This window comes from Bradyrhizobium nivariense (genome assembly GCF_029846695.2).
Classification (GTDB): Bacteria; Pseudomonadota; Alphaproteobacteria; order Rhizobiales; family Xanthobacteraceae; genus Bradyrhizobium.
Window position 1 is genome coordinate 103913 of the sequence record NZ_JARWCR020000005.1, and the last position, 24249, is coordinate 128161.

The 24249-nt window shown below is 64.4% G+C and carries 23 protein-coding genes; 10 read left to right on the forward strand and 13 right to left on the reverse strand.

Features of this window, described 5'->3' with window-relative positions; translation table 11 throughout:
- Nucleotides 1-1242 precede the first annotated feature (1242 nt).
- Complete coding sequence (gene rpmG / locus QCM77_RS06535; RefSeq protein WP_007603295.1) at nucleotides 1243-1410, reverse strand: 50S ribosomal protein L33; 168 nt, start codon at nucleotides 1408-1410, stop codon at nucleotides 1243-1245.
- Between the two features lie 234 nt (nucleotides 1411-1644).
- Between rpmG and QCM77_RS06540 the strand changes: the two genes are divergently transcribed.
- Both QCM77_RS06540 and QCM77_RS06545 read left to right on the forward strand, forming a co-directional pair.
- The gene (locus QCM77_RS06540; protein WP_279667473.1) at nucleotides 1645-1911 is read left to right on the forward strand and encodes a type II toxin-antitoxin system Phd/YefM family antitoxin; all 267 of its coding nucleotides are present in this window, start codon (nucleotides 1645-1647) and stop codon (nucleotides 1909-1911) included.
- A gap of 5 nt (nucleotides 1912-1916) precedes the next feature.
- Nucleotides 1917-2183: a Txe/YoeB family addiction module toxin gene (locus QCM77_RS06545; RefSeq protein ID WP_279667474.1), complete on the forward strand. Its 267-nt coding sequence runs from the start codon at nucleotides 1917-1919 to the stop codon at nucleotides 2181-2183.
- A 39-nt stretch (nucleotides 2184-2222) separates the two neighbouring features.
- Here QCM77_RS06545 and QCM77_RS06550 read toward each other — a convergent pair whose 3' ends face one another.
- Nucleotides 2223-3548 carry an LLM class flavin-dependent oxidoreductase gene (locus QCM77_RS06550; protein WP_279682481.1) on the reverse strand — a complete coding sequence of 442 codons (1326 nt, stop codon included), beginning with the start codon at nucleotides 3546-3548 and terminating at the stop codon, nucleotides 2223-2225.
- Nucleotides 3549-3773: 225 nt separating this feature from the next.
- On the opposite strand from QCM77_RS06550, the gene QCM77_RS06555 reads away from it, so the two are divergent.
- The gene (locus tag QCM77_RS06555) at nucleotides 3774-4316 is read left to right on the forward strand and encodes a hypothetical protein (RefSeq protein ID WP_279682483.1); all 543 of its coding nucleotides are present in this window, start codon (nucleotides 3774-3776) and stop codon (nucleotides 4314-4316) included.
- Between the two features lie 76 nt (nucleotides 4317-4392).
- Nucleotides 4393-5787, forward strand: coding sequence for a metallophosphoesterase family protein (locus tag QCM77_RS06560; protein WP_279682485.1), 1395 nt, complete (start codon nucleotides 4393-4395; stop codon nucleotides 5785-5787).
- On the opposite strand, the gene QCM77_RS06565 is transcribed toward QCM77_RS06560, so the two are convergent.
- From QCM77_RS06565 to topA, 4 genes are read right to left on the reverse strand one after another with little or no spacing between them, the layout of a single operon-like run.
- Nucleotides 5779-6540 (reverse strand): NUDIX hydrolase, encoded by a 762-nt coding sequence (locus QCM77_RS06565; protein WP_279682487.1) that lies wholly within the window; start codon nucleotides 6538-6540, stop codon nucleotides 5779-5781. The genes QCM77_RS06560 and QCM77_RS06565 overlap by 9 nt on opposite strands.
- A gap of 34 nt (nucleotides 6541-6574) precedes the next feature.
- Nucleotides 6575-7015: a DUF983 domain-containing protein gene (locus QCM77_RS06570; RefSeq protein WP_279667479.1), complete on the reverse strand. Its 441-nt coding sequence runs from the start codon at nucleotides 7013-7015 to the stop codon at nucleotides 6575-6577.
- Complete coding sequence (gene rnr, locus QCM77_RS06575; protein ID WP_279682489.1) at nucleotides 7009-9357, reverse strand: ribonuclease R; 2349 nt, start codon at nucleotides 9355-9357, stop codon at nucleotides 7009-7011. The genes QCM77_RS06570 and rnr overlap by 7 nt, the downstream gene beginning before the upstream one ends.
- Before the next feature lie 7 nt (nucleotides 9358-9364).
- Nucleotides 9365-12124 carry a type I DNA topoisomerase gene (topA, locus tag QCM77_RS06580; RefSeq protein WP_279682491.1) on the reverse strand — a complete coding sequence of 920 codons (2760 nt, stop codon included), beginning with the start codon at nucleotides 12122-12124 and terminating at the stop codon, nucleotides 9365-9367.
- Nucleotides 12125-12352: 228 nt separating this feature from the next.
- On the opposite strand from topA, the gene QCM77_RS06585 reads away from it, so the two are divergent.
- On the forward strand, nucleotides 12353-12592 hold the full coding sequence (locus tag QCM77_RS06585) for a hypothetical protein (RefSeq protein WP_347882356.1): 240 nt from the start codon (nucleotides 12353-12355) through the stop codon (nucleotides 12590-12592).
- Between the two features lie 190 nt (nucleotides 12593-12782).
- Here QCM77_RS06585 and QCM77_RS06590 read toward each other — a convergent pair whose 3' ends face one another.
- Complete coding sequence (locus tag QCM77_RS06590; RefSeq protein WP_279682493.1) at nucleotides 12783-13253, reverse strand: winged helix-turn-helix transcriptional regulator; 471 nt, start codon at nucleotides 13251-13253, stop codon at nucleotides 12783-12785.
- Between the two features lie 120 nt (nucleotides 13254-13373).
- Between QCM77_RS06590 and QCM77_RS06595 the strand changes: the two genes are divergently transcribed.
- Together QCM77_RS06595 and QCM77_RS06600 are read left to right on the forward strand one after the other, a co-directional pair.
- The gene (locus tag QCM77_RS06595; RefSeq protein ID WP_279667483.1) at nucleotides 13374-14147 is read left to right on the forward strand and encodes an SDR family oxidoreductase; all 774 of its coding nucleotides are present in this window, start codon (nucleotides 13374-13376) and stop codon (nucleotides 14145-14147) included.
- Between the two features lie 178 nt (nucleotides 14148-14325).
- Complete coding sequence (locus QCM77_RS06600; RefSeq protein WP_279667484.1) at nucleotides 14326-14508, forward strand: hypothetical protein; 183 nt, start codon at nucleotides 14326-14328, stop codon at nucleotides 14506-14508.
- Nucleotides 14509-14574: 66 nt separating this feature from the next.
- Here the strand turns inward: QCM77_RS06600 and QCM77_RS06605 are convergent, their stop codons facing one another.
- Nucleotides 14575-15183: an FMN-dependent NADH-azoreductase gene (locus QCM77_RS06605; protein ID WP_279667485.1), complete on the reverse strand. Its 609-nt coding sequence runs from the start codon at nucleotides 15181-15183 to the stop codon at nucleotides 14575-14577.
- An 83-nt stretch (nucleotides 15184-15266) separates the two neighbouring features.
- Here QCM77_RS06605 and QCM77_RS06610 point away from each other — a divergent pair, with 83 nt between their 5' ends.
- Entirely contained in the window at nucleotides 15267-15674 is a 408-nt protein-coding gene (locus tag QCM77_RS06610; RefSeq protein ID WP_279667486.1) for a winged helix-turn-helix transcriptional regulator, read from the forward strand.
- Nucleotides 15675-15730: 56 nt separating this feature from the next.
- Here the strand turns inward: QCM77_RS06610 and dprA are convergent, their stop codons facing one another.
- A complete protein-coding gene (gene dprA / locus QCM77_RS06615; protein WP_462804299.1) occupies nucleotides 15731-16849 on the reverse strand; it encodes a DNA-processing protein DprA in 1119 nt (372 codons plus the stop codon).
- An 856-nt stretch (nucleotides 16850-17705) separates the two neighbouring features.
- On the opposite strand from dprA, the gene QCM77_RS06620 reads away from it, so the two are divergent.
- The gene (locus QCM77_RS06620; RefSeq protein WP_279682496.1) at nucleotides 17706-18950 is read left to right on the forward strand and encodes an amidase; all 1245 of its coding nucleotides are present in this window, start codon (nucleotides 17706-17708) and stop codon (nucleotides 18948-18950) included.
- Here the strand turns inward: QCM77_RS06620 and QCM77_RS06625 are convergent.
- The 4 genes from QCM77_RS06625 to QCM77_RS06640 form a co-directional block, all read right to left on the reverse strand.
- Nucleotides 18942-20159: a patatin-like phospholipase family protein gene (locus tag QCM77_RS06625; RefSeq protein WP_279682498.1), complete on the reverse strand. Its 1218-nt coding sequence runs from the start codon at nucleotides 20157-20159 to the stop codon at nucleotides 18942-18944. The genes QCM77_RS06620 and QCM77_RS06625 overlap by 9 nt on opposite strands.
- Nucleotides 20160-20306: 147 nt before the next feature.
- The gene (gene plsY / locus QCM77_RS06630; protein WP_279667489.1) at nucleotides 20307-20906 is read right to left on the reverse strand and encodes a glycerol-3-phosphate 1-O-acyltransferase PlsY; all 600 of its coding nucleotides are present in this window, start codon (nucleotides 20904-20906) and stop codon (nucleotides 20307-20309) included.
- Between the two features lie 62 nt (nucleotides 20907-20968).
- Nucleotides 20969-22270: a dihydroorotase gene (locus QCM77_RS06635; RefSeq protein WP_279667516.1), complete on the reverse strand. Its 1302-nt coding sequence runs from the start codon at nucleotides 22268-22270 to the stop codon at nucleotides 20969-20971.
- Nucleotides 22271-22275: 5 nt separating this feature from the next.
- Nucleotides 22276-23223 carry an aspartate carbamoyltransferase catalytic subunit gene (locus QCM77_RS06640; protein WP_279682499.1) on the reverse strand — a complete coding sequence of 316 codons (948 nt, stop codon included), beginning with the start codon at nucleotides 23221-23223 and terminating at the stop codon, nucleotides 22276-22278.
- A gap of 247 nt (nucleotides 23224-23470) precedes the next feature.
- Between QCM77_RS06640 and QCM77_RS06645 the strand changes: the two genes are divergently transcribed.
- Nucleotides 23471-24229, forward strand: a complete 759-nt coding sequence (locus QCM77_RS06645) for a M15 family metallopeptidase (RefSeq protein WP_279682580.1) — start codon at nucleotides 23471-23473, stop codon at nucleotides 24227-24229.
- Nucleotides 24230-24249: the final 20 nt, after the last annotated feature.

The window sequence follows — 24249 nt, forward strand, 5'->3', positions numbered from 1 at the left end:
GCTTTTTGGGTCCCGGCTCTGCGCAGCAGCGTTGCGCGCTGCACCGCGTCCGGGACACGAGAGAGCTGAAGCTCGACCGCAACGGAAGGCCTGCGGAGAGGAAGAACTAACGCGTGCGTCCTGACCGCTTGAGATCGGCAACCTTAAACCTGTTGCCGGCGGCCAGACTGCTGCAGAACCAGTGGGCTCTGTTTCGATTCTCGCCCAGGAACACCTTCGTCTCGACGCAATTCTCGTAGGATGTATGGGTGATGGTGTCTCGGCACGTTGGCGAGAAAGGTCCGTAGTTCAGGCCACCGCCCGACTCGCTGCAGCCAATCCAGGGCTCCTTGCCGTGTGGGAAGCTTGACGCACAGCCACCGTTGCAGCTGCTGGCAACTTTCTCCAGGCTGGCAATCCTCCCCATCACAGACCCCGGCGCATACGAAGGCGTGCGCGTGGTTGACGTTTGAGCTGTTGACGCAGTCCGACGCGGCGCCGTTGTGTTTGCTCCCCGCTCCGACACGTGCGGCTTTGCCACCTGTTTCGGCGCGTCGACAGTGACGGGAGGGAGCGTGGCGGCAGAGCCTGTTGGGATTTGCGACGCTGCCGGGGCGCACAGCAAGACGGTTGACAAGGCAGCGACGGCTGAAGGCACGACAAGGCTTGATGATAATCTCATGACCATGTCCTTCCAAATCCGGGACTGAAATGCCGTCCCGGCACGTGCACGGTAACATACATTGTGAAGCGAGCAACCGAGGGTTGATAAAATATCCGTCGATGACGCGCCGTCACATGGCGGCCAAGAGAACGTTGAATGCTCGCTTAGAGCCCTTGCGATGTCTGCGTTTGGGCCAGGATGAAATCGAGCCGTCTAAAGCGCGATGAGATGAGGATGAATCATTATCGCGCTTTAGGTTGTTGTTTGAGCATGATCTTTTCGGAAAACCGCTTCGCACTTTTCCGGATCATGCTTTAGCTTCAACGTCGCCTTCTTCGCGCACAGCGGACGCGACAGTTCTAGGGCACACGCCGAGCTGAGCTCTCGTGCCCCGGACGCAGCGCAGCGTCACTTCGACAGTGCGCTGCAGAGCCGGGGCCCATGTCTTTGCATTGTGCCGTGTTGTTTGCTGGGTCCCGGCTCTGCGCAGCAGCGCAAGCGTGCTGCAGCGCGTCCGGGACACACGAGGCCAAAATAAAAACGGGGCCCTGAGGCCCCGTCAAAGTCCGTAACGTATCCCGCGATCTTGCTTGATCTTCTTACTTGATCTTGGCTTCGCGGAATTCGACGTGCTTGCGCGCGACGGGATCGTACTTCTTCTTGACCAGCTTGTCGGTCATGGTGCGCGAATTCTTCTTGGCGACGTAGTAGAAGCCGGTGTCAGCCGAGGACACGAGCTTGACCTTGATGGTGACCGCTTTGGCCATGTTCAGAACCTCAGAGATGAAGGGAATCTGGAGCCGGCCAAATGGCCCGCGTTGGCCGGCAACCTAGCCAGAAACGGCTTGATGTCAAGGTTTTAGGGCCGGAAAACTGCTCAAATCGGCCCAATCATGCTTCAAAGCAGCCGTAGCAGGCACCTGATCTATCGGCCCCCTTGTACGAGTTTCTGTACAGTGATATGTACGTTTGTCTGTACAGAAGGACCAGGACGAATTGCCATGGCAAACGTTTCGTACACGGAGCTACGGAGCAACCTCGCGGCCTACATGGACCAGGTCTGCGACGATCGCGCCCCGCTCGTTGTCACGCGCCAGAACGCCCGTAGCGTGGTGATGCTCTCGGAGCAAGAGTACGAGGGCCTGATGGAGACGGTTCATCTTCTGAAGAGCCCGGCCAACGCCGCGCGCCTTCTGCGCTCCATCAAGGAAGCCGATGAAGGTAAAGTCGTCGCGCGTGAATTGATCGAGCCCGGCTCGACTGGCTAGGCGACATGTTGATCGCCTGGACCGAGATTGCCTGGCAAGACTACCTGCAATGGCAGCACGAGGACGAAAAAATCCTCACGGCCATTAACGATCTGATCAAGGACATCAAAAGAGATCCGTTTAGGGGACTCGGGAAACCGGAGCCCCTGAAACATGATTTGCGCGGTTGGTGGTCTCGCCGCATTACCGGCGAGCACAGGCTGGTGTACCGCCTTCAGGGCAAGGATGACGGGCAGCAGCTCGTCATCGCCCAATGTCGATACCATTACTGAAAATATTCGTTGGTTCGGTCATCTTGGGCGTCAAAGATATTACCCCTCGAAGAAGCGGTTTTTCGGCCGCGGCAGGCCCAGGTTCTCCCTCAAAGTGGGCCCCTCATACTCCTTGCGGAAAATCCCGCGCCGCTGCAGCTCCGGCACGACCTTGTCGACGAAATCGTCGAGGCCGGCAGGGACGAACGGGAACATGATGTTGAAGCCGTCGGAGCCGCGGCCGACCAGCCATTCCTCCATCTGGTCGGCGATGGTTTTTGCGGTGCCGACAAAGGACAGCCCGCCATAGCCGCCGACGCGCTGGGCGAGCTGGCGCACGGTGAGTTTTTCGCGGGCGGCGAGATCGACCATCCGCTGCCGGCCGCTCTTGCTGGCATTGGTCTCGGGGATGTCGGGGAGCGGTCCATCAGGATCGAAGCCGGACGCATCCGTGCCGAGAATGACGGACAGCGAGGCGATGGCGCTGTCGTAATGCACGCGGCTGTCGAGCAACGCGCGCTTCTCCTTGGCTTCATCGACGCTGTCGCCGACCACGACGAAAGCGCCGGGGAGAATCTTGAGGTGCTCGGGATCGCGGCCGATCTTCTCCATGCGGCCCTTGATGTCGGCGTAGAGTTTCTGCCCGTCGCCAAGGCTGCCGCCGCCGGTGAACACAGCTTCCGCGGTCTCTGCCGCAAGCTGCCTGCCGTCCTCGGATGCGCCAGCCTGCACGATCAGCGGCCAGCCCTGCACCGGGCGGGCGATGTTGAGGGGACCGCGCACCTTCAGATATTTGCCGTTGTGGTCGAGCACGTGCATCTTCGCGGGATCGACGAACAGGCCGCTTTCGACGTCGCGCACGAAGGCGTCGTCGGCGAAGGAATCCCAGAGGCCGGTGACGACATCGTAGAACTCGCGGGCGCGCTTGTAGCGCTCGGCGTGCTCCATGTGATCGTCGAGGCCGAAATTCAGCGCCGCGTCCGGGTTCGAGGTGGTGACGATGTTCCAGCCCGCACGTCCCCCGCTGAGATGGTCGAGCGAGGCGAAGCGCCGTGCGACGTGATAGGGCTCGTCGAAAGTGGTCGAGCCCGTCGCGATCAGGCCGATCCGCTCGGTGACTGCGGACAGCGCTGACAAAAGCGTGAATGGTTCGAACGACGTTACCGTGTGGCTGCGCTTGAGCGCGTTGACCGGCATGTTCAGCACGGCGAGGTGATCGGCCATGAAGAAGGCGTCGAACTTGCCGGCCTCGAGCTTCTGGATCAGCGTCTTGATGTGACCAAAATTGAAATTGGCGTCCGGCCAGGCCCCGGGATAACGCCAGGCGCCGGTGTGGATGCTGATCGGGCGCATGAACGCGCCAAGCTTGAGTTGCCGTTGTGCCATCGCCCGGTGTCCGTTCTTTGTGTCGTTCGGGAAGACATAGGAACGCCGCGGAACTCCGCCATCGGGGGAGGCGGGAAGATTATTTTGTTTTTCGATGTGTCCTCAGCACATTCGCGTCATTCCGGGGCGTTGCGTTAGCGGCGCGCTCCGGCATGACGGAGGGAGATCCTCGAACCAATCCGCCGCGCAGCCCGACCAAGCCATGACCTCGTGAGGAGACCATCGATGGCAGGCGCAATGACAGTGGATGGCGGCATGGTCCGCATCGACCGGCCCATGCCCTGGATCGGCCGGCTGCCGTCGCTGCCGCTGTTGGCGGCAAGCGCCTATCTGCTGTGGAATGTCGCGCTCGGCCTGCGTCAGGATTTTTCCGGCTTCGGACGGCTCGCCGATGATCTCGTGCCGGTGCTGGTGTTCACGGGGCTCGGGCTGCTCGTCGGCATCCCCGGCGTCATCCTGCTCACCTTCCGCTATTTCGTCGTCCTGAACGAGACGCTGCGCCAGATCGTCATCACCAGGCAGTTCGGCCCGCTGAATATTCGCAAGCATCGCGATCTCGCCGACTATCATTTCATCAGCATCACCGACGACTACGATCCGCAGGCGACGGCCTATGACGTCAATCTCTGCGGCAACAGGGGCACCGAGCCGATTACGTTGATGAGCTTCACCAAGCGTGAAGCGGCGGACAAGCTCGCAAACGAGATCGGCCGCATCCTCAAGCTGCCTGCGCGCGATTATGTCGGCACCGAGCCTGATGATTCCTGATTAAGGCTAGCCACGACCTGTTGCTACCCGTGGCGGAAATTGCCATCCTCGCGGCCGAACACCGCAATGGAAGGCCATGACCTCAGCGAATGATTCCATTCCTGCGCTTCTACCGCGCGGCAAGGGCCACCAATTTCTGCTGTATGGCGACTCCTGTTCGGGCGTGCCGGGTGCATTGCACGAGAAGACCTTCGCCTCGGTCAATGCGGTCGTTCAACGCCTGAGACCGCAGCCTGAATTCGTTCTCTTTCCCGGCGATGAAATCATTGGACTGACGCCGGATCCGGACGCGCTGCGCGCGCAGTGGCGCTATTGGCTGGATACGGAAATGGCATGGCTCGACCGTGCGGCCATTCCGATCTGGCACACAACCGGCAATCACACGACCTATGACGTGATGAGCGAAGCTGTGTTTCGCGCAGTGCTTGAGCTGCCGAAGAATGGGCCGCCGGGACAAGCGGGCCTTTCCTACTTCGTGCGGCGCGGCGACCTCCTGATGGTGTTTGTCAACACGCTCTGGAGTGGCCTTGGAGGTGAGGGCCATGTCGAGCTCGGGTGGTTGGATGCTACGCTCAGAGACCATGGCGATGCCCGACATAAGCTCGTCCTCGGTCATCACCCGGTGTTTCCCATCAACGGCTTTACGGCGACGTATCAGCGCGAGATCGGCCACGAATACGCTCGCCCGTTTTGGGACATCCTGGTGAACGAAAACGTACTTGCCTATCTGTGCAGCCACATCCTCGCCTTCGATGTGCAGGCGCATCGCGGTGTCCTGCAGATTTGCACTGCGGGCGCCGGAACGGCTCACAGGATGCCGGAGGGCGTCGAGTATCTGCATTGCGTTCAAGCCGCGCTTGACGAGCAAGGCCTGCGTTATCAGGTGCTCGATGTTCACGGTGCGGTCAGGGAGAGGATGGAATGGCCGCTGCGCGATCCCGATCCTGTTCGGTGGCGGGAGCTGCCGCTCGGGGAAGCCGAAGCGCCGTTTAGCGGATTTGTGGAGAGCGGACATAGAATCGAGCTGAGGCTGGTGGGACAAAGCGCTGCGACCGATGTCGCATCGGCTCAGACGATTTTCACGGCTTTCGCGCCTGATTCGATCGCGCCGTTCTGGTTTGGCCTCCGGGGACCGAAGCAAACTCTGACAGCCATCGTTGGTCGTGAGCCGGGACGCAGTCCATCCTATTGGTTGGGACCTGATCTTCCGGCGGGCGACGGTTTCGATATTCACGTCACGATCTATCCGGACATGGGCCCCGGCGGTCTCTTATACCGCCATCACGGCTCCCCGCGTTGGTCGTCCTTCACCTCTGCGACGGCGCGAGGGTTGGAGCAGCTTTCGTGGCCGCAGCACTGGGCGATCGGCCATGGACAAGGTGGCAGCGAAGACCGCGCCTTCAAAGGTGCGGCGCTCAATATGCTGATCGCGCGAACGGGCCTGGAGAGGTCGGTGGCTGGATCAGCTTAAAATATCCTTCTGCATCTTGCCGCCGTAGAAATGGAAGAACGGCACCGGTGCATCGTGGCGGAGCGGGCCGGTGGCAAGGCGCGTGTCGAGCTCGTTGAGCACGTTGCGGGTCATCGGATGCAGATCGGCGAGCGGCTTTGAGCCGAGCTCGACCCAGACCAGCTCGACCAGCTCGGCATCGGCATGGATCACGCCGTCGACGCGGTGGGCGATCGCGGAGGCGTCCGCCGTGAAGAAGCGCGTGTCGAACCGCTTGACGCGGCCGGGCGGGGTGATCGCGCGTGCGATCAGAAACAGGCTGGAGGGATCGGGCAGGAGGCCCGCATCCGCGAACGGCTTCCAGGCACCTTCGAGCCTGGCCACCTTGCCTTCAGTCTTGCCTTCCGCCTTGCGCCCGAGACAGAGACCGGTCTCCTCACAGGCCTCGCGGATCGCGGCAATCGCCAGCGACTTCGCGCGCGGGGCCGGCGTCTTCGGGCTGCCCTTGGCGAGATTGGCTTCCAGCTCGGGGGTGATGGGCGCCGCGCACGGCACGCGATAGTCGTCCTTGTCGACACGGCCGCCGGGGAAGACGAACTTTCCGGGCATGAACACCACCTTGTCGTGGCGCTTGCCGACCAGGACTTTTGGAACGGCGCCGCTGCGATCGACCAGGATCAGCGTCGCGGCATCCCGCGGGCGAAAATAGGGATGGTGATCGGCTTCCTTGCCTTCGTGGATCTTTGCCTTTTCCGCCTGCGCCGTACCCGTCATGTCCTCACCCAAAACCGCTTCTTGTCTATTTTGCTTACACCGGCGGAATACCATCCGGCGGGGTCTCGTCAAACCCGTGCATGCGCAGAGCCCATTGCAATCCGACCACGGCTCCCTTCACCGGCTGCAGGAGTGCGAGCGAGGCGACGAAGGTGAAGGGCAGATAGGCCGCGAAGCTGATCCAGACCGGCGTGGTGTAGTTGGTCTCGATCCAGAGGATGGTGGGCACCACGATGTGACCGACGATGACGATGACGAGATAGGCGGGCAGATCGTCGGCGCGGTGCGGCGTGAAATCGAGGTCGCATGTCGCGCAATTGTCCGCCGTCTTCAGGAAGGCGCGGAACAGTTTTCCCTCGCCGCAGCGCGGGCAGCGGCCGCGAAAGCCGCGCTTCATCGCGGTCCAGACGTTGCGCTTCTCGACGAGTCCGGTCTCGCGGGTCCAGATCTTCGGCGCCGTTCTCGTCGTCACCACGCTTTGCCCTTCTGGCCCTTGCCTGTTCCCTTGGGCTTCTTGCCCTTGCCGGGCTTTTTCTGCTTCTCCGGCTTGCGTTTCTTGTCCGGACTGCGCCCGGGATGCGCCTTGAACGAGGGGCGGCGTTGCGGACCAGATGGCCTGCGGCCGCGCGGCGCGGTCTCACCCGTCGAGGACAGCAGCTCGAAGCGCAACGCGCCTGCGATGGGAGCTGCTTCGATCAGGCGGACGTCAACGACGTCACCGAGCTGGTGCATGGTGCCGCTGCGCGTGCCGATCAGCGCGTGGCGGCCCTCGTCATAGTTGAAATATTCCGTGCCTAGCGACCTGATCGGGATCAGGCCGTCGGCGCCGGTCTCGGCGAGCTTGACGAACAGGCCGGCGCGCGTGACGCCGGAGACGCGGCCCTGGAAGCTCGAGCCGATGCGGTCGGCGAGGTGATGGGCAATCAGGCGGTCGACGGTCTCGCGCTCCGCCTTCATCGCGCGGCGCTCGGTCACCGAGATGTGGGCCGCGACTTCGCTTAAGGTTTCCGGCGTCTCGCTGTCGGGCAGCGCGCCTTCGCCGAGGCCGAGCGCACGCACCAGCGCGCGGTGCACGACGAGGTCGGCATAGCGGCGGATCGGCGAGGTGAAATGCGCATAGCGGTGCAGGTTCAGGCCGAAATGACCGTAATTCTCCGAGGAATATTCCGCCTGCGCCTGGGCGCGCAGCACGACCTCGCTCACCAGCGGAAAGTGGTCGTGGCCTTCGAGCTGCGCCAGCACGCGGTTGAACAGAGCGGGACGCAGCGCGCCGCCCTTTGCGAACGGAACGTCCAGCGTCGCCAGAAACTCCGCGAGTGCGTGGACCTTTTCCAGCGTCGGCTCGTCATGCACACGGTAGATCAGCGGCAGCGACTTCTTCTCGAGCATCTCCGCCGCCGCGACATTGGCGAGGATCATGAACTCCTCGATCAGCTTGTGCGCATCGAGCCTGTCAGGCACGACGACGCGGTCGACGGTGCCGTCGCTCTTGAGCAGGATCTTGCGCTCGGGCAGATCGAGATTGAGTGGATCGCGCTCGTCGCGCGCGCGCTTGACGCAGGCATAGGCGGCATAGAGCGGCCTCAGGATCGCATCGAGCAGGGGGCCGGTGGTGTCGTCCGGCCGTCCGTCGATCGCGGCCTGCGCCTGCGCGTAATTCAGCTTCGCGGCCGAGCGCATCAGGATGCGGTGGAAGCTGTGCGAGCGCTTGCGGCCGTCAGGGCCGATCACCATCCGCACCGCGAGCGCGCCGCGCGGCTCGCCCGGCACCAGCGAGCAGAGATTGTTGGAGATGCGCTCGGGCAGCATCGGTACGACGCGATCGGGGAAATAGACCGAATTGCCGCGGTCGAGCGCGTCGCGATCTAGCGCGGTGCCCGGCTGCACGTAGAAGCTCACGTCGGCGATAGCGACGTTGACGACGAAGCCGCCCTTGTTGTTGGGATCGTCATCCGGCTGCGCATGCACCGCGTCGTCGTGATCCTTGGCGTCCGGCGGATCGATGGTAACCAGCGGGACCTCGCGCCAGTCTTCACGGCCCTTCAGGTTGACCGGCTCCGCCGCTTCGGCTTCCCGCTCTGCCGCGGGACGGAATTGCATGGGGATGTCGTGCGCGTAGATCGCGATCAGGCTGATCGCCTTCTCCGACTTGACCGAGCCGAGCTTCTCCTTGACGCGGCCTGACGCCAGCCCAAAGCCGCGCGAGCGGATGATGTCGACGCTGACGAGATCGCCGTCTTGCGCGCCGTGCGTCTCGGTCTGGGCGATGTTCAGCTCGCGGTCGGCGGACTTCTTGTCGACCGGGATCAGCCGTCCGCCGCCTTCGGGCAGGCTGCGGAAGACGCCGAGGATGCGGGTCTTGGCCTTGTCGAAGACCTTGATGATGTGGCCGCGATAGGCCGGGCCCTCGGTCTCATCGGAGCGCTCGACGCGCAGCAGCGCGCGATCGCCGACGCCGGCCGCGGTGCCGGGCTTCGGCCGGCGCGGCATCGTGATGAGGATTTTTGGCGGTTCGCCGCTTTCGACTTCGTCCCATTCGGTGGGGGAGGCGACCAGCTCGCCGTCAGCGTCGCGGCCGGTGATGTCGGCGACCAGCGTCGGCGGCAGGCTGTCCGGCTCTGAAATCGTATGGCGCTTTTTCTTGACGAGGCCGTCGTCGGCGAGCTCGCGCAGCATGCGCTTGAGCTCGATGCGATCGGCGTTCTTGAGGCCGAACTCGCGTGCAATTTCGCGGGTTCCGACCTTTCCGGGATTTGCCTTGATGAAGGCGACGATGGCTGCCCTGTCGGGAAAGCCACGGTCATTCTTGCGTTTCACTTAACCTCTAATTGGTGCCGGCACTCTTCTTGGCCGGAGCTTTGGCGCCAGCTGCCTTGGTCGGTGACGTCTTGATGGCCGAAGTCTTGGCCGTCGACGACACGGCGGCACGCGCCTTGCTGGTGGATTCGGATTTGGTTTTGGCGGCCTTCTTCGCGGCCGGCTTTTTGGTTTTTGGCGCGGCGTCATCGCCGTCCGCAGCCTTCTTGGCCTTCGTCTTGGTCTTGGCCGGCTTCGCCGCCTTCTTCGGCTTCTTGCCGCCGCCCTTGGCCGCGCGCTCGTCGATCAGCGCGATCGCCTGCGGCAGCGTTATGGCGTCTTTCTCGATGTCGCTTGGGATCGTTGCGTTGACGCCGCCGGCCGTGACATAGGCGCCGTAGCGGCCGCCCTTCACCGTGACGGTGCCGAGGGTGGGATGATCGCCGATCGCCTTGCCGGGATCGGCGCCGAAGCGGCGGCTCGGGCCCTTGGCGATCTTCTCCGCGATCAGCGTCACCGCGCGGTTGATGCCGATGTCGAACACTTCATCGCCGGCCTCCAGGCTGGCATAGGTCTTCTCGTGCTTCACGAACGGCCCGAAGCGACCGAGACCTGCGGTGATCGGCTCACCGGTTTCCGGATGCTTGCCGATCTCGCGCGGCAGCGACAGCAGTTTGAGCGCAAGCTCGAACTCGACATCGCCGGGCGAGGTGCCCTTCGGAATGCCCGCGCGCTTGGGCTTCTCGCCTTCGGAATAATCCTTCTGCTCGCCGAGCTGGATGTAGGGCCCGAACCGGCCGGCCTTGACCCAGACATCACGGCTCGTGTCGGGATCCTGCCCGAGCGAACGGTCAGCGGTGGTCTCGCCGTCGGCGGCAAGCTGACGGGTGTAGCGGCATTCCGGATAGTTCGAGCAGCCGACGAAGGCGCCGAACTTGCCGGCCTTGAGATTGAGCCGGCCGTTGCCGCAGCTCGGACACTGCCTGATGTCGCCGCCATCGGTGCGGGGCGGATAGATGTGCTGTCCGAGCATGTCGTCGAGCACGTCCAGCACCTGCGCGACGCGCAGATCCTTGATCTCGTCGACCGCGCCGATGAAGCCGGTCCAGAAATCCTTCAGCACCTGCTGCCAAGAGATCTCGTTGTTGGAGATGCGGTCGAGCTGCTCTTCCAGATTGGCGGTGAAGTCGTATTCGACGTAGCGCGCGAAGAAGCTTTCGAGGAACGCGACCACGACGCGGCCCTTGTCCTCGCCGTGCAGGCGCTTCTTCTCGAGCTTGACGTAGCCGCGGTCCTTCAGGACCTGGAGGATCGAGGCATAGGTCGAGGGCCGGCCGATGCCGAGCTCTTCCATGCGCTTGACCAGCGAAGCCTCGGAGAAGCGCGGCGGCGGCTCGGTGAAGTGCTGGGTGACTGCGAGCGACTGCCGCTTCAGCGCGTCGTTCGGGCTCATCGCGGGCAGGCGGCGGGAGTCCTCGTCCTCCTCGTCGTCGCGGCCTTCCTGGTAGAGCGCGAGAAAACCGTCGAACTTGACGACCTGGCCGGTGGCGCGCAGGTCCAGCGTGCGGCCGCCGGCCTTCGCCGTGATGTCGACCGTGGTGCGTTCCAGCTCGGCCGATTCCATCTGGCTCGCGATGGTGCGCTTCCAGATCAGCTCGTAGAGCCTCGCCTGGTCGGTATCGAGCTTGCGGCTCATGCTGTCGGGGCGGCGCGACATGTCGGTCGGGCGGATCGCTTCGTGGGCTTCCTGGGCGTTCTTGGCCTTGGCCTGGTACTGGCGCGGCGCGTCCGGCACGTAGGCGTTGCCGTAATCCTCGCCGATCACCTTGCGCGCCTGGGTGATCGCGGACGGATCGATCTGCACGCCGTCGGTACGCATATAAGTAATGAGTCCGGTGGTCTCGCCGCCGATGTCGATGCCCTCGTAAAGCCGCTGCGCGATCCGCATCGTGTGCGCCGGCGCAAAGCCGTATTTGCGGCTGGCTTCCTGCTGCAGCGTCGAGGTGGTGAACGGCGCCTGCGGATTGCGCCGGGCGGGCTTTGCGTCGACCGAGGTGACGGCGAAGGCCGCCGTTTCCAGCGCCTTCTTGAAGTCTTCGGCTTCCGCGCCGGTGCCGATGTCGAGGCGCTGGATCTTCTTGCCGTCGGCGCCGACGAGACGAGCCTCGAAGGCGTCGCCGCGCGGCGTCAGCAAGGTCGCGATCAGCGACCAGTATTCGCGCGCGACGAACTTCTCGATCTCCAGTTCGCGGTCGCAGACCAGCCGCAGCGCCACCGACTGCACGCGGCCGGCCGAGCGGGCGCCCGGCAGCTTGCGCCACAGCACGGGGGAGAGGGTGAATCCGACCAGATAGTCCAGCGCGCGGCGCGCCATGTAGGCGTCGACCAGCGCACTGTCGATCTGGCGCGGATGCTTCATCGCGTCCGTGACCGCCTGCTTGGTGATGGCGTTGAACACCACGCGCTCGATCTTGTGGTCCTTGAGCGCGCGCTTCTCCTTCAGCACCTCCAGCACGTGCCAGGAGATGGCTTCGCCCTCGCGATCAGGGTCGGTCGCGAGAATCAGGCGGTCAGCGCCCTTCAGGGATTTTGCGATGTCGTTGAGCCGGCCGGCCGCCTTGGGGTCGATCTCCCAGATCATCTTGAAATTGGCGTCGGGATCGACGGAACCGTTCTTCGCAGGCAAGTCCCGGACATGGCCGAACGAGGCCAGAACCTCGTAGGACGAGCCCAAATATTTGTTGATCGTCTTGGCTTTCGCCGGCGACTCCACAATGACGATATTCATGTAGTTCCAGTAACTTATGGGGAAATTCTGGGCCGAATTCGATGAGATTCGGGTCGGCCGTTTCGTCCCGAACATGGGTGGTGCGACCCTCGCTGTCAAATCGAGGGGTGTTGAAAGCCATCCCGGTGGGAAAAGTTTCATATCGAGAAAGTTGCAAAATACCACCTTTGAGTTGCGGCCGATGTCGGCGTAATGTTTCTGCGGGGATATGGATTCGGGTGGGGTCTGGTGACTAGGCCAGGAAAGAAACGGGCGCGCGCCGCATCAGGCGCGCCGGGAGGCTCGCGTCACGAGGAACCGGGGGAGGGCGGCGTGGAGGAGGCGGTTGCCTTCATCGCCGAGCAGGTCGGGGCATTGCGCAAGCTCGCCGAGCGGCACAAGCTCGACGTGCTGCATTATCTCCTGGGAATGACCAAGCTCGAGGCCGACGAGCATCTGCGACTGCGGAGCAAGCGCAAGCTGTCGTAGCGGCGAAGACCGAGCGGAATCGATCACGCTCTCTCTCTCCGGAGTCGTCCTGGCGAAAGCCAGGACCCATACCGCGAGGTCTATCGACCCGAGCGCGGTGCGAATTCCGGGTGACGAGTCTTCGCCAAACTCGTCCTTGGGTAATGGGTCCTGGCTTTCGCCAGGACGACGTTGGAAAGACAGCGCGCCGCTATCCCGTCGAGCGTCGCCGCGGCGCAGGCCGCGGCTTCAGCATGGTGTCCGCCGGGCCGAGCAGGCGGCCGTCCTCGGCGCGTATTTCGAGCTTCCTCACCGGGCGGCCTTCCTCGCGATCGACCAGAATAGTCGCGATCTCTTCCGGGCGATCGTCAAACTCCTCGCTCCATTGCCGAAGTGCGACCAGGATCGGGAAGATGCCGCGGCCCTTCGGCGTCAACACATATTCCTGGTAGGCGCTGCCGTCGGAGGCGGGGGCGGTTGCCAGGATGCCGTGCTCGACCAGCGCGCGCAGCCGCGCCGACAGAATATTCTTGGCCATGCCGAGCTTGTTCTGGAATTCGCCGAAGCGGCGGTGGCCGAACAGCGCCTCGCGGATGATCAGCAGCGACCACCAGTCGCCGATTGCTTCCAGTGATCGCGCGATCGGGCAGGCATCGCCCTCGAAGCTCGTTCGTTTCACCATCGGCTGCTCCTTTCGCGTTCGCCCGATTTCGGCGCCGATCACATGCTTGTGTGGTTGCATCATAAAACCATATGCCCTAGATGGCAATCTAGTTTTATGATGCAACCACTGGAGGCGAGCGTGAGACTGAAGAACAAGACGGCATTGATTACCGGCGGCAATAGCGGCATTGGACTGGCAACGGCAAAGCTGTTCGTGGCGGAAGGCGCGAAGGTGGTGATCACCGGGCGCAACAAGGAGACATTGGACGCTGCCGCGAAAGAACTCGGGCCGAACGCGCTCGCACTCGCCGCCGACGCCACCGACATCGCCGCGACCGAAGCCGCGATCAAGAAGGGGGCCGAAAAGTTCGGCAAGTTCGACATCGTGTTCGCCAATGCGGGGATCGCCGGCGGCACGCCGCTCGGCTCGGCGACGCTCGAGACCTTCGAGAAGGTCATCAGCACGAACCTCACCGGCGTGTTCTTCACCGTTCAGTCGGCGCTGCCCCATCTCAACAACAATGCCTCGATCATCCTCAACGGCTCGGTGATCTCAGTGCTCGGCATTCCCGGCTACTCGGCTTACGGCGCCGCGAAGGCGGGCGTGCGCGCGATGGCACGGATCATGGCCTCGGAACTGTCGCCGCGCGGCATTCGCGTCAACGTGGTCGCGCCCGGCGCGACCCGCACGCCGATCTGGGGGCCTGCGACCGCGACGCCCGAAGCAGAGAAGGCGTTCGAGAAGCGGATCGCGCTGTCGACGCCGCTCGGCCGTATTGGTGAAACAGATCACGTTGCGAAGACAGTGCTGTTCCTCGCCTCCGATGATTCCGCGCATGTCCAGGGCCAGGAGATCTTCGTCGACGGCGGCGCGGTTGCCTCTCCGAGCGGCGCGCCGATCTATCGCGGCTGATCAAGTTTGGCGCAAATTGAATCGGTCGGCCCAGCCGCAAGCGGTTGCGCCGGCCGGTTCCCACGTGTCGCGAGCTGTATTTTCTGAACCTTGCGTGAGGCGTTGAACCTTCGCTTGTGCTGCAAAGACACTTTTACGGGCAAGGGGGTCACAAGACTCATTTTCAAGGGAGCCCGATATGCCGAAGGCAGCTCGCATTTCTTCGTCGATTTCAGCACCGCGTATTTTCACCGAAAAGTCCGTCATTCCCGCCAAGCGTTCCGACACCTCCGAGTTCATCGGGGTCGTTCTTTTCTCCGGCATCGGCCTGTTCGTGTCGCTCGTCGCCGTCATCCTGGGCGTTCAGGGCGCCTGGTTTTAGCTTCGCCGATCGCGCACCGGTGCATCAGCCACCGCCGTGGCGGCGGCTGATGATGTCGGCGCAGCCTCAGGCCGCGTGCAGGCTGGTTGCCGCCTGAAGCGCGCTTGCGATCGACTTCTCGCGATGCTCCGGCCCCACCTGGATGCCGTCGGCAATGATGAATTCGGGATTGGGGATGCCCATGAAGCCGAATACACCGCGCAAATACGTTTCCAAATGCTCCAGCGCCGCGGCGGGTGAGCCCGCACCGTAATAGCCGCCCCTGGAGATCGCGACGATCACGCGCTTGCCACCGGCAAGACCCTGCGGTCCGTTCGCCCCGTAGCTGAACGTCTTCCCCGCCACCAGGACACGGTCGATCCAGGCCTTGAGCTGGCTCGGAATGGTGAAATTGTACATGGGCGCGCCGATCACGACGATGTCGGCGGCCAGGAACTCGTCCAGCGCGGCCGCGCTCGCGGCGAGGTCGGGGCCGAGCTCCGCCGGCGCCGGCGCGCCCTGCGCGGCTGCGAGGTGCGAGCCGGAGAGGTGGGCGAGCGGGGTCTGGGTCAGGTCGCGATAGACGATGTCGAGCGATGGCGTCGCCTGCCGGAGCCGGTCGACGATGGCGGCGGAGACCTGCCGGGAGACGGAGTGGGGGCCGAGCACGCTGGAGTCGAGATGGAGGAGTTTCATTTGGGATCACCCTGGTATAAGTTTGTAACCAGAGCTACATGAGTGACTATCGAAAACCCCGCAAGAACGCACTTTTTTGAGCCATGGGCACATCTCTGAAACCTGCACACATCGATTTGCCTGCCTCACCGAGGCCGGATCCCAACCATGCAGACTGCCGCGGCGTCGCCTCGGTGCTGGCGCGTGTCGGCGACAAATGGAGCGTGTTCGTCATCATGATGCTCAGCGACGGGCCTAAGCGCTTCAACGAACTCAAGCGCATGATCAACGGCATCTCGCAGCGGATGCTGACCCTGACGCTGCGTGGGCTGGAGCGTGATGGCCTGGTCACGCGCACGATTTTCCCGACCATTCCACCGCGTGTGGATTATGAGCTGACCGATCTCGGCCGCGGGCTGCAGCAGCCGGTGAAGGCGCTGGGGGAGTGGGCGATCACGCATCAGCAGCAGATCGCGGCGGCGCGGGCGCGGTTCGACGAGCGCAATCCATAGCGTTTTCGAGCGAAGTGAAGACCGGTTCGCGTTAAGAAAACGCGTCAAAAAGATACCTAAAGCAGCGACACCAATCCGCCGCCGTGACGCTCGAGCCGACCGGCAAGCTCGAGCTCCAGCAGCACTGTGCGCACGATCGCAGGCGAGGCGCCGGACATCCGCACAAGATCGTCGATCGAGATTGGCGTCGGGCCGAGAAGACCAGTGATCTGGCCGCGGTCGTGTCCTTGCGGATCGCTCTCGAACGGTTCGCTGTCGGGTTCGCCGGCCGGGTGCATCACCGGCCGCTTCATGATCGGCTGGACCGCGTTGACGACGTCGGCGGCTTCGGTGACGAGCGTTGCGCCCTGCTTGATCAGATCGTTGGTGCCGGCGGCGCGCGGATCGAGCGGGGAGCCCGGCACCGCGAACACCTCGCGGCCCTGTTCGGCGGCCATGCGCGCGGTGATCAGCGAGCCCGAGCGATGCGCGGCCTCCACCACGACCACACCGAGCGAAGCGCCCGAGATCAGCCGGTTGCGGCGGGGAAAGTCGCGGGCGCGCGGCTCGTGGCCGAGCGGCATCTCGGAGATCGCAGCACCCTCGTGGTCGAGGATCGAGGCCAGCAGGTCGCCATGCTCGGGCGGGTAGATGCAGTCATGTCCGCCGGCGAGCACGGCGATCGTGCCGCTCTCGACGCTGGCGCGATGCGCGGCCTGGTCGACGCCGCGGGCGAGCCCGGAGATGACGACAAAACCGGCTTCGCCAAGCTCGCGGGCGAGCTGACCAGCGAATTTCAATCCGGCGCCGGAGGCATTGCGCGAGCCGACGATGGCGATGATCGGCCGCATCAAGGTCGCGACATCACCGCGCACGGCGAGCAGCGGCGGCGCATCGTCGAGCGTTGCCAGCCGGGCCGGATAGCCGTCCTCGCCGGGCGCGAGCCATGCGATGCCGAACTTGCGGCTCGCGGCGAGCTCGACCTTCGCATCGTCCGCGCTACAGATGCGCCCCGATCGCTGCGCACCGCCACGGCGCGCGAGATCCGGCAGCCGCTCCAGCGCGGCGCGCGCCGTGCCGAAATGATCGACCAGCGAGCGGAAGGTGCGCGGCCCGACATTGTCGGAGCGGATCAGCCGCAGGCGGTCGATCCGCTCAGTCTCGGTCAGCTCCACGCTCGGATTGATGGCGTCCACGGCGTCTCCTTGCAGACACACAATGGAACAACCTGAGGGCGTGGGCAACAGCGTCGTGCGCTGGCGCGAGGAGAAATGGGGTAGCTCCACCGCGACGAAAGCGAGCCGCATTTCGGGCGCGCAAAGATGACGTCAATGAGCGCTCGGCCGAACGTCGCCCGGGTACGTCCCTGATCTGCATTCGGCGAGAGCCGGCTCTCCGACAGTTTCTAGTAGCAAGGTCCGTAGGGATAGTATCCGCAGCGTTGCGTTCCGTAAGCTCCGTAAGCTCCGTAAGCTCCGTAAGCTCCGTACGCACCGGCACCGACGGCAGCAGCACCGACGCCTACCGCCACTCCACGGCGTACCGCTGCGCCACGGTAAACACCGCCACGGTAAACACCGCCGCGATAAGCGCCGCCGTGATAGCCGCCAACGCGGCCAACACCGACGCGCCCACCACCGCGATAGGCGAACGCATCAGTTGAAACCATTGCAACGCACCCGATGCCGATGATGACCGAAGCGGCCAACGAGAAGATCGCTCGACGTGACATGTTACATGTCCTTTCACGGTTAGAAGCGCATTCCTCCAGCCCGCCGACCAGACGATTGTGGGGCAGGTTGCGCCAGAGAGCCGCAACCTGCCGCAGCAGTGTTGTGGCCTGCGTCATTGGCTTCGTTGATTTGGATCAAGCATTGTCGGAGCGGATCAACCGCAGGCCGTCGACCCTGTCAGTTCCACGCTGGGATTGGCGTCCACGGCGGCTCCTTGCAGGCGCAGCATGGAACAACCTGAGGGCGTGGGCGACATCTCCGTCCGCTTGCGCGACCTCGTCGCGATGCTAAAAGCGATCCCAATAAGAAGGGTTTTGCCATGATCTCACTTGCCGACCTCCAGCGCCGCATCGAAGCGGGCGAGCTTTCGCCCGATGCCGCGATCGCGCAATCGCATGCGGCGATCGAGGCCAAAGAGAAGGACGTCCGCGCCTTCGTCCGCCATGACAAATCCGCGAAGGCGCGAGCCTTCGGTCCGCTGCGCGGCATCGCGGTCGGGATCAAGGACATCATCGACACCGCGGATTTCCCGACCGAGATGGGCTCGGAGATCTATCGCGGCTGGCAGCCGCGCAGCGACGCGCCGGTGGTGATGATGCTGAAGCGGGCAGGTGCCACCATCATCGGCAAGACCACGACCACGGCTTTCGCCTCGCGTGATCCGACCCCGACGCTCAATCCGCACAATCTTGGCCATACGCCGGGCGGCTCGTCCTCGGGCTCGGCCGCGGCCGTCGGTGCCGGCATGATCCCGCTGGCGCTGGGCACCCAGACCGGCGGCTCGGTGATCCGGCCCGCCGCCTATTGCGGGGCCGCCGCGATCAAGCCGTCATTTCGCATGCTGCCGACCGTCGGCGTCAAATGCTATTCGTGGGCGCTCGACACGGTCGGCCTGTTCGGCGCCCGCGCGGAAGATCTTGCGCAGGGACTGCTGGCGATGACCGGCCGCACCGAATTCTCCGGCATCGTCCCGGCGAAGGCGCCACGGATCGGCGTGGTCAGGCAGGAGTTTGCCGGCGCCGTGGAGCCGGCCGCCGAAGAGGGGCTGCAAGCTGCGATCAAGGCGGCGGAGCGCGCCGGTGTCAGTGTGCAGACCATCGATCTGCCCGAAGCTGTGCAGGAGGCCTGGCGTATCCATCCGATCATTCAAGATTTTGAAGCGCATCGCGCGCTTGCCTGGGAATTTTCGGAGCATCACGACGAGATCGCGCCGATGCTGCGCGCCAGTCTGGATGCGACGGTTGGTCTGACGCCGAGCGACTACGACGACGCGCGCCGGATCAGCCGTCGTGGCCGTCGCGAGCTTGGCGAGTTGTTCGAGGGCGTTGACGTGCTGCTCACCTATTCGGCGCCCGGCACGCCGCCGGCCAAGGACCTCGCCTCCACCGGCGACCCCCGCTACAACAGGCTCTGGACGCTGATGGGAAATCCCTGCGTCAACGTGCCGGTCTTGAAGGTTGGCGGTCTGCCGATCGGCGTGCAGGTGATCGCGCGCTTCGGCAACGATCCCGGCGCACTTGCTGCCGCGTGGTTCCTGGAGCAGGCGCTGGCGAAATCAGGCTAGCGCGGGTTCGGCGGCAACGATGCGCTGGCCGGATGCGGCCGGCGCTGTGCTGTTATCTGCACCTTGCCCGAGCCAGCGCTCGGCGGCCTCGCGGCCGCTCCGGTGCAGCGTGCGAATGAAACCGCGGCCGAGATCGGTGGATGAGCGCTGCGCCAACCCGTCAACGAAATCTTCCGCGGCGATCCTGGAGAGCCGCAGCGACGATGCTGCCTGCGATTGCGTCCATTCGATCGCCGCGATCTCGGCATTGAGCGCTGCATTGGCCGCGATCTGGTCGAGCCGGCGGTCGATCGCGGCCAGCGTGATCGGCACATAGCTGTCGCGCGCCGGCGTGACCTGGACGACCAGAAGGTCGGAGGTTGTCGTTTCCTGCGCCAGCCGGAGCAGCGGCGGATTGCCGCCCAAGCCGCCGTCCCAATAGGCCTCGCCGTCGATCTCGACGGCGCAGTGAACCAGCGGCGGGCAGGTCGAGGCCAGCGCGACGTCGGCGGTGATGGCATCGTTGCGGAAGATCTGCTGCTGGCCGTCGCGGATTCGCGTCGCCGCGATCAGCAGCTTCGGGCACCGCGGGTCGCGCAAGGCGGAAAAGTCGATGTCGCGCGACAGCGCCTGCCGCAGCGGATCGAGATCGAACGGATCGAACTGGCCGGAGCGCAGCGTCGGACCGAACGCGACCGCGCTTCCCGCCGGCGAAAAGCCGCCGATCAGCATCAGCGATCGGAACGAGGCCTCGTGCATCAGCCGGATCCAGAACCGGTTCAGTCGCGCGCGGGCGCCTTCGCGGCCGCCCTCGGCGAGGCCGGAGGCGAGCAGCAGCGCGTTGATGGCACCGGCACTGGCGCCGCTGATGGTGTCGATCTCGATGGCGGGATCTTCCAAGAGCCGCTCCAGCACGCCCCAGGTAAAGGCGGCAAAGGTGCCGCCGCCCTGGAGCGCCAGCGACAATTTTCGCGGCGGCCATGGGGGCGGCCATGGGTTGGAGCGCGGCTGCGCGGGCGCAACAGGTGCGGCCGCGATCACGGCCGCGACTGGTGCCGACGCTGGCGCGACGCGAGCAGGTGGCGGCGCTGGTGGCAAAATGGGGACGGGTTCTGGCGCGGGAGGCGGCGGGGGCGCATCGGACCAGATGTTGGTCGCCGAGAGCAGCCGGCTTGCCGCAGTGCCCTGCATGCCGCCTTCATCACGCGCGCCGACAATCTTCTCGCTCATTCTGAGCAACCGCCTAACGACATTTCCGCCGTCAGGATGACAGGCTGGAACCCGTTCGCCACTCTGGCCGCGAGTCGGGCAGAGTTGCAAACAGGATTTGGCACATAATGCGGAAGAGGCGCGGCGGTATCCGTACTTTTTTCCGGCTCAGGCCTTCTCGCCGATGCGGCTTTCCTTGCCCGATTGCAATCGCTTGATGTTCTCGCGATGCGCGTAGAACAGCAGCAGCGTCAGCGCTACGAACAGCGAGGTTAGTTTAGGTTCGCTGAACCACCACCACAGGAACAGGGGCGTGACGAAGGCGGCCACCAGTGCCGAAAGCGAGGAGTAGCGGGTGGTGAAGGCGGTCGCGAGCCAAAGCAGGCAGAACACCAGCGCGCCCGCCGGAATCAGGCCGAGCAGGATGCCGATATAGACCGCGACGCCCTTGCCGCCCTTGAACTTGAGCCAGACCGGGAAAAGATGGCCGAGGAACGCACCGAGCCCAGCCAGCAGTGCCGCGTCGAGGCCGCCGATGCGAAGCGCGATCACCACGGCCGCAGTACCCTTGAGCGCATCGAACAGCAGGGTGGCCGCGGCAAGGCCCTTGCGTCCCGTGCGCAGCACATTGGTGGCGCCGATACTGCCGGAGCCAATCGAGCGCAGATCCTGCGTGCCGGCGAGCCTGGTCAGGATCAGCCCGAACGGAATCGAGCCGAGGAGGTAGCCGATGATGAAGGCCACCGGCAGGAATGCTTCAAGCCCCATGGCCGCATCTCCAATGGCTGCATCTGACGGTCGAACAGAGACGCCACGCATGATCTTGCAGGTCAGACATGCTCGTACACCGTTCGTCCGCCGACAATGGTGCGCACCACGCGGCCTGTAAAGCGGGCTTCGTCGAACGGCGTGTTCTTGCAGGGCGATTTGAGATCGGCGGGGTCGACCACCCAGGGCGTATCGGGATCGATCACGATGACATCCGCCGGGCTGCCTGCGCGCAGGGTCCCACCGGGCAAACCCAGGATCTCGGCCGGTCGGGTCGACATCGCCCGGATCAGCATCTTCAGATCCAGCTCGCCATTATGCATGAGCCGCAATCCCGCGGGCAGCATGGTTTCGAGCCCGACGGCACCGGGCGCGGCCTCTGCGAACGGCAGGCGCTTGCCCTCGACGTCCTGCGGATTGTGGTCGGACATGATGACGTCGACGAGGCCGGAGGCGACGGCTGCGACCAGCGCGCGGCGGTCGTCCTCCGTGCGCAGCGGCGGCGACAGCTTCAGGAAGGTCCGGTAGGGGCCGATGTCGTTCTCGTTCAGCGCGAGGTGGTTGATCGAGACCGACGCGGTGACGGGGAGCCCGGCATCGCGGGCGCGTTTCAGGATGTCGAGCGAATCCGTGCAGGACAGCGAAGCCGCGTGATAGCGACCGCCGGTGAGCGCGACGAGGCGCATGTCGCGCTCCAGCATCACGGCCTCGGCCGCATTCGGGATGCCCATCAGGCCAAGCCTCGTGGCGAACTCACCCTCGTTCATCACGCCTTCGCCGACGAGCTTGGGATCCTCGGTATAATGTACGATCAGCGCGTCGAAATCGCGCGCGTAGGTCAGTGCCCAGCGCATCACCTGCGCGTTGGTGACGCTTCTGTCGCCGTCGCTGAAGGCGACCGCTCCGGCAGCCTTCAGGAGGCCGAACTCGGTCATCTCCTCGCCGCGCATGCCCTTGGTGAGCGCCGCCATCGGCAGAATATTGACGATGGCGGTGTCGCGGGCGCGGCGCATCACGAAGTCGACGGTCGCGGAATTGTCGATGACAGGCTCGGTCGCGGGCTGGCAGATGATGGTGGTGACGCCGCCGGTCGCCGCCGCCTGACTCGCCGAAGCAAACGTCTCGCGATGGCTGAAACCGGGTTCGCCGACAAAGGCGCGCATGTCAATCAGGCCGGGGGCCACGATCTTGCCGGAGCAGTTGACGATGTCGGTGCCCTCGGGGACGCCGGCAGCTCCAATGCCGCGTCGGGTCTCGCGGATGGTGCCGTCGGCGATCAGGACGTCGCCGGGACCGTCGAAATCCCGGGAGGGATCGACGACGCGGGCATTGGCAAGCAGGATGGGTCGTCGATCGGTCAACATGGGCATCACGCGTTCGGCAGGTTGCGGGCGAGCGCTTCCAGCACGGCCATGCGCACGGCGACGCCCATCTCCACCTGTTCGCGGATCAGGGACTGAGCGCCGTCGGCCACAGCTGAGTCGATCTCCACGCCACGGTTCATGGGGCCGGGATGCATCACGAGCGCGTCCGGCTTGGCGTAAGCGAGCTTCTTCTGGTCGAGCCCGAAATAGTGGAAGTATTCGCTGGACGAGGGCACGAAGGAGCCGTTCATGCGCTCGCGCTGGAGCCGCAGCATCATGACGATGTCCGCGCCGTTGAGCCCCTCGCGCATGTCGCGCGCGACCTCGACGCCCATCCGTTCCAGCCCCGGCGGCAGCAGCGTGGAGGGGCCGACGACACGGACGCGCGCGCCCATGGTGTTGAGCAGGATGATGTTGGACCGGGCGACGCGCGAATGCAGCACGTCGCCGCAGATCGCGACGACGAGGCCCTCGATGCGGCCCTTGTTGCGGCGGATGGTGAGGGCATCCAGCAGCGCCTGGGTCGGGTGCTCGTGGGCGCCGTCGCCGGCATTGACCACGGAACCGTCGACCTTGCGGGCCAGCAGTTCCACGGCGCCGGAGGCGTGATGCCGCACCACCAGGATATCCGGGTGCATGGCATTCAGCGTCACCGCGGTGTCGATCAGCGTCTCGCCCTTTTTCATGGACGAGGAGGACACCGTCATGTTCATGACGTCGGCGCCCAGCCGTTTGCCGGCGAGCTCGAACGAGGATTGGGTCCGGGTGGAAGCCTCGAAGAAGAGGTTCACCTGCGTCCGTCCACGCAGGACGGTGCGCTTCTTGTCAACCTGGCGGTTGAGCTCGACATATTCTTCGGACAGGTCGAGGAGGCCGGTGATGTCGGCCGCGGAAAGGCCCTCGATGCCCAGCAAATGCCGGTGGCCGAGGACGAAGGTCGATTTCGATGTCATTAAAGCGAGAGCTATAGGCGCGGATGGCGGGTGGGGCAAGGGCCAATGCCGGGGCGGTGAGTTATCCCCCGATAGTCCGACTTCCTCCGTCGTGCCCGGGCAGAAGCGCGAAGCGCGTCTTCGCGCCAGATGTCCCGGGCATCCACGTTCTTGCACTGCCGCCGCAAAAAGGGCGTGGATGGCCGGGCATAGGCGAGCCGAAGCGACGCCGTCCGTCGGACGGCTATGCCCGGCCATGACGATGTGGATGGATCTCGTGAAATCATTTCTAATTGCGACTATTGCGATAATCACAGTCTCACCAGCCCACGCCCAATCGCTCCCCGGCAGTTTCGTCTATCTGCGCGACATCGACCCCAGCATCGTCCAGGACATCCGCTACGCCACCTCGAACAATTTCGTCGGCCGTCCGCTCGCCGGCTACGGTGCCGGCGAATGCGTGGTCAAGCGCGAGGTGGGGCTGCGGCTGAAGGCGGTTCAGCAGGAACTGGCGGCGCAAAACCTGTCGCTCAAAATGTTCGACTGCTACCGGCCGGCGCGGGCCTCGCTCGACATGGTCAACTGGTCGCAGAACGGCCGCGAGACCGCCGCCGAGCGGCGCTACAATCCCAAAATTCCCAAGACGGAGCTGTTCCGCCTCGGCTACATCGCGAGCCGCTCGCAGCATTCGACGGGCGCGGCGCTCGATCTCGCGCTGGTCGATCTCAAGGCCGACAATTCGGGCAAATACGACCCGTCAAAAAGCTATGCCGATTGCACGGCGCCGGTCGAGGCGCGCCCGCCGGAGGGGAGTGTCGACATGGGCACCGGTTACGACTGCACCGACGTGAAAGGGCATACCGCCGCACCGTCGATCAATCCGGACCAGCGCGCCTGGCGCAGGCGACTTGTGGCTGCGATGGCGAAGCAAGGCTTTGTGAACTATTCGAAGGAGTGGTGGCATTTTTCCCTGCCGGGGGCAGGCGGGGCAGCCTATGATTTCCCGATCCAGCCGCGCCGGAACTGATTCCGCGCCGAGGACACGAG